We start from the raw sequence: 4,645 nt of genomic DNA on the forward strand, positions 1-4,645 counted from the left end.
CCCCCCCTGGCCCGCCCACCGCCGGTCCGGGAGGCCGGCCCTGGCCGGCCCCCGCGTCGGCGGGTTCGACCGGTTCGCCGGCAGCCGCCCACCGCACCATTCCACCCGAGATCCGCTGGGGCCTCGGTGACGTGGGATGGGGGTTGCTGCTGTTCTTCACCGGGCAGGTTGCCACCACCGTGCTCGCCCTCGCCCTCATGGCCGTCACGGGTGGTCAGGACACCCTGCGCCCGGATCAGCCCCCGCTGCTGGTGGTGGTCCTGGGGGTGGTCGGCGGCTGGGTCGGGCTGATCGGTTGGCCGGTGGTCGCCACCCGGTTCAAGGGTCAGGGCAGCCTGCGCAAGGACTTCGGCCTGGTCTTCACCTGGGCGGACGTGGGCTGGGGGGTGCTGGCCGGCTTCGCCAGCCTGGCCATCAGCATCCTGCTCAGCCTGTTGTGGGTCGCCATCACCGGCGCGGACGCACCGTCCAACGCGGGGTTCCTCGCAGAGGTGGGCACCGGCCCGGCGGTGGTGCTCGTGCTCTTCGCCACTATCGCGGTCGGCACCCCGATCGCCGAGGAGCTGTTCTTCCGCGGCCTGCTCATGCGCTCGCTCGGCAAGCGGTGGAACGTTCGAGTGGCGGTGGTGGGCTCGTCGCTGCTGTTCGGTTCGCTGCACGCCACCGCCGGTACCAGCGTGGGCGGTGCGCTGTTCATCGCCGGGGTCACCGCGCTCTACGGGCTCGTCCTGGCGCTGCTCACCGTGTGGCGGGACGGCCGGTTGGGCGGGGCGATCACCGCCCACTTCGTCATCAACGGCACCCAGGTGCTGCTGTTCTTCGTGGCCGGTGTGCGATGACACGCCCGGCGCGTGCGGGCGGGGGGACTCGAACCCCCACGTCCGAAGACACTGGGACCTAAACCCAGCGCGTCTACCAGTTCCGCCACGCCCGCGTCCGGGGAACGGTAGCGCCCGCTAGCCTTCCCACCCACGTAGGGCTGGCCTCGGGCCGTCCTGGCAGTACCCGCAACTCCGAGGAGAACGATGCAGCACCTCCCGCTCGAGCCGCTGGCTCAAGCACCGATGAGCACCGACCAGTCGCAGGAGATCTTCCGGATGCTCCTCCGGGAGCGCATCGTGGTACTCGGCACCGAGGTCACCGATGCGATGGCGAACCAGATCATCGCACAGCTTCTCTACCTCGAAGGCACCGATCCCGAGAAGGACATCTGGCTGTACATCAACTCGCCGGGCGGCTCGGTGACGGCCGGTATGGCCATCTACGACACCATGCAGTTCATCCAGCCGGACGTGGCCACCATCTGCATGGGACTCGGCGCGTCCATGGGGCAGTTCCTGCTCTGTGCCGGCGCGCCGGGCAAGCGCTACTCGCTGCCGCATGCCCGCATCATGATGCACCAGCCCCACGGCGGGGTGCAGGGTCAGGCGGCCGACATCGCCATCCAGGCGGAGCAGATGGCCTACACCAAGCGGCTCATGGCCGAGCGCATCGCCTTCCACAGCGGCCAGCCGGTCGAGCAGATCGAGAAGGACTCCGAGCGCGATCGGTGGTTCACCGCTGAGGAGGCGAAGGAGTACGGGCTCATCGACCACGTGATCGTGCGCCGGGGCGAGATCATCTGAGGCCGGAGTCGATCACCGGGGTCGACGTCTCGCCCAGCTGCAGCCCGCACGCCCGCACGACGTAGTCCTGCAGCGCCTGGCCGGCCGCCCGGACCTGGTCGACACCGGTCTGTTGGTCCTGCAGCACCTGGGCCAGCGCGGGGGCAGGGTCGCGGGGTGCGGTACGGAGGCTGGTTTCGAGGGCCTCGGTGATCCCGAGGATCGTCTCGATCGGTGGCCGGATCTCGCCGGGGGCGACCCGGGCGGCCGCGGCCAAGGCATCGACCTGGGCCGCCACCTGCTCCGTGTCGGACGCCGCCAGGCTCTGGTCGAGGCCCTCGGCCTCGGCCATCCGGGCGCAGAAGCGGTCGACGGATGGTTCGGGTGAGCGGTGGCGGACCGTGAACGTGGCGGCTGTTCCGATGGCCGCCGCGGCGAGCACTGCGAGAACCGGCAGGCGGGTGAGCTTGCGCGACACGATCGCTCCTGTGGTGAGGTCCGCCCGCAACCAGGGGACGCGAGTATGTCGCGACCGGTCGCCCTCGTGGTGGCAATGGAGCGGGAGGTGGCTTGGTCGAGCGCGCTGGACGCGAGCGTCAGGCCGGCACGTCGGACCGGGCGGCTTCGGCCAGCGACCGCAGCTCGCTGACCGCGTGTTCGAGGCCCTGCTCGTCACGGAACAGGGCGCTGCCTGCGACCAGCACGTTGGCCCCGGCGGCGGTGGCGCCGGCCACGGTGCCCGGGCCGATCCCCCCATCCACCTCGAGGTCCACGTCCAGGCCACGTTCGAGGATCGTCCGCCGCAACGACCGCAGCTTGGGCTCCATGGTGGCGAGGTAGCGCTGCCCACCGAAGCCGGGATTGACGGTCATCACCAGCACCATGGAGACGAGATCGAGGACGTACTCCGCGAGCTCGGGGGGTGAGGCCGGATTCAGCGCCACCGCGGCCCGAGCGCCCGTCTCGAGCACCTGCCCGAGCACCCGGTGCAGATGGGTGCAGGCCTCGGCGTGGACGATCACCGTCTGGCACCCCGCCTCGACCATGTGCGGCACGAGCCAGGCAGGCTCGTGCACCATCAGATGGGCTTCGAAGGGCACGCTGACGTGCTCCCGCACCGAGGCGATGACGTCCGCCCCGAAGGTGAGGTTGGGCACGAACCGCCCGTCCATGACATCGAACTGGATGCGGTCGACGCCCGCCTTCTCCAGGGCCTGGCAGGCCTCACCGAGCCGGGAGAAGTCGGCCGGCAGCACCGAGGGCACGATCTCGATCGGTCGGTGGGCGGCGGAGGAGGCGGCGTCGGTCATGCGGCGCCAACATACCGCTCCGGCTGCCTAGCCTCGCTCGGATGGCCGCCGAGGATGACCAGGTGCTGGTGCTGGAGGTCACCGGGCACGCCGTGGGGGGCGAAGCGATCGCCCGTGACCCGAGCGGCCGGGTGGTGTTCGTCGAGGGGGCCCTGCCTGGCGAGCAGGTCCGGGCCGCGATCACCGAGCAGCGCCGCGACTTCGCCCGGGCGCGCCTGGTGGAGGTGCGGCGAGCCGCGCCGGACCGGGTGGCGCCCCCGTGCCCGGAGCTGGCGCGTGGCTGCGGGGGATGCGACCTCCAGCACCTCGCCGCGGTGTCGCAGGCTGCGCTGAAGGCCGCTGTGGTGGCCGACGCGCTCCGCCGGACCGCAGGGGTGCACGAGCCGGTGGTGCGAGTGGCGCCGGCCCTGCCCGCGGCCGGATACCGCACGAGCGTTCGGGCGGTGGTGCGGGCCGGGCGAGCCGGCTACCGCCGCCGCCGCAGTCACGAGCCGGTGCCGGTCGAGTCGTGCCTGGTGGCGCACCCGCTGGTGGAGGAGCTGCTGGTGGAGGGTCGCTTCGGCGAGGTGGAGGAGGTGACCATTCGGGTGGGGGCCGCCACCGGGGACCGGCTGGTGCTCGCTTCACCCACCGCCTCAGGGGTGTCGGTGCCGGGCGACGTGCTCGTCGTCGGTCGGGACGAGCTGCGCCGGGGCCGACGGGCCCACATCCACGAAGAGGTCGGCGGGCGGCGCCTGCGGGTCTCGGCCCGCTCGTTCTTCCAGTCCAGCCAGGTCGGTGCGGAGGCGCTGGTGGCCGCGGTCCGCGACGCGGTGGGCGTCGGCGTCTCGCCGGTGGTCGGCGGTTCGCCGGGCGAGCCGATCATCGACGCGTACGCCGGGGTCGGCCTGTTCGCGGCCACGGTGGGCCCGGGGCTCGACCGGCCGGTGGTGGCCCTCGAGTGGTCCCGATCGTCGGTGGCCGATGCCCGGCACAACCTGCGGGGCCTCCCGGCTCGGGTCGTGCGCACCGACGTGGCCCGCTGGGAACCGCAGGCCGCGTCGCTGGTGATCGCCGACCCCTCGCGGGCCGGCCTGGGCCGTTCCGCGGTGGAGGTGTTGGCCGCGACGGGCGCTCCGCGGGTGGTGCTGGTGAGCTGCGACGTGGGAGCGCTGGGTCGTGATACCCGCTTGCTGTTGCAGGCCGGGTACGCACTCGGTGACGTGCTGGTCGTGGATCTGTTCCCGCACACTCATCACATGGAGGTCGTCTGTCGGTTCGATCGCTGACGTCCGCACGGCGGGGCATGCGTGTCGTGTCGGATCAGTGTCGTAGGCGATGTCATCCAGCCCGGCCTCCGAACGCGGTGCGTATCTCGTGAACCGTGCCGATCTCCACGACCTGGATGCCACCGCGCTGGTGGGCGCGGTCCGCCGGCGTGATCACGGCGCGCTCGCCCTGGCCCACCGGCGTCACGCACCGGCGGTCCACGCCCTCGCCCGCCGCCTCCTCGGCCCGGTCACGCTCGCGAGTGAGGCGGCGCAGGAGGTCTTCCTCCGGCTGTGGGACCGACCCGAGCGGTTCGACCCGGCGCGGGATCGCTGCGGTCGTTCCTGCTCACGCAGGGCCATCGGCGCTCGAGGTGGGCTCGGCAGGCCACGCGGCCTGAGCCGGGCCGGCCGCGCCGGCCGCGCTACCCGCCGGGGACGGTGACGGTGCGGCAGCCGATGAGGGGGTTGGTGGTGCCGGTGC

General features: G+C 72.4%; 6 protein-coding genes and 1 tRNA gene. 4 read left to right on the plus strand and 3 right to left on the minus strand.

Going from position 1 to position 4,645, the window contains the following annotated elements:
• A partial coding sequence (locus V7004_RS15160) for a CPBP family intramembrane glutamic endopeptidase (RefSeq protein ID WP_334145043.1) occupies nt 1-839 on the plus strand: 839 nt, incomplete at its 5' end.
• 13 nt (nt 840-852) lie between these two features.
• On the opposite strand, the gene V7004_RS15165 is transcribed toward V7004_RS15160, so the two are convergent.
• Nucleotides 853-934, minus strand: a tRNA-Leu gene (locus tag V7004_RS15165).
• A 130-nt stretch (nt 935-1,064) separates the two neighbouring features.
• Between V7004_RS15165 and V7004_RS15170 the strand changes: the two genes are divergently transcribed.
• Nucleotides 1,065-1,625: an ATP-dependent Clp protease proteolytic subunit gene (locus V7004_RS15170; protein ID WP_334145050.1), complete on the plus strand. Its 561-nt coding sequence runs from the start codon at nt 1,065-1,067 to the stop codon at nt 1,623-1,625.
• On the opposite strand, the gene V7004_RS15175 is transcribed toward V7004_RS15170, so the two are convergent.
• Together V7004_RS15175 and rpe are read right to left on the minus strand one after the other, a co-directional pair.
• Complete coding sequence (locus V7004_RS15175) at nt 1,618-2,082, minus strand: hypothetical protein (protein WP_334145044.1); 465 nt, start codon at nt 2,080-2,082, stop codon at nt 1,618-1,620. The genes V7004_RS15170 and V7004_RS15175 overlap by 8 nt on opposite strands.
• A gap of 118 nt (nt 2,083-2,200) precedes the next feature.
• A complete protein-coding gene (gene rpe / locus V7004_RS15180; protein WP_334145045.1) occupies nt 2,201-2,914 on the minus strand; it encodes a ribulose-phosphate 3-epimerase in 714 nt (237 codons plus the stop codon).
• A 41-nt stretch (nt 2,915-2,955) separates the two neighbouring features.
• On the opposite strand from rpe, the gene V7004_RS15185 reads away from it, so the two are divergent.
• Nucleotides 2,956-4,182, plus strand: a complete 1,227-nt coding sequence (locus V7004_RS15185) for a class I SAM-dependent RNA methyltransferase (RefSeq protein ID WP_334145046.1) — start codon at nt 2,956-2,958, stop codon at nt 4,180-4,182.
• 49 nt (nt 4,183-4,231) lie between these two features.
• Nucleotides 4,232-4,606, plus strand: coding sequence for an RNA polymerase sigma factor (locus V7004_RS15190; RefSeq protein WP_334145048.1), 375 nt, complete (start codon nt 4,232-4,234; stop codon nt 4,604-4,606).
• Nucleotides 4,607-4,645: the final 39 nt, after the last annotated feature.

The sequence above is a fragment of the Rhabdothermincola sp. genome (genome assembly GCF_036846205.1).
Classification (GTDB): domain Bacteria; phylum Actinomycetota; class Acidimicrobiia; order Acidimicrobiales; family Acidimicrobilacustridaceae; genus Rhabdothermincola.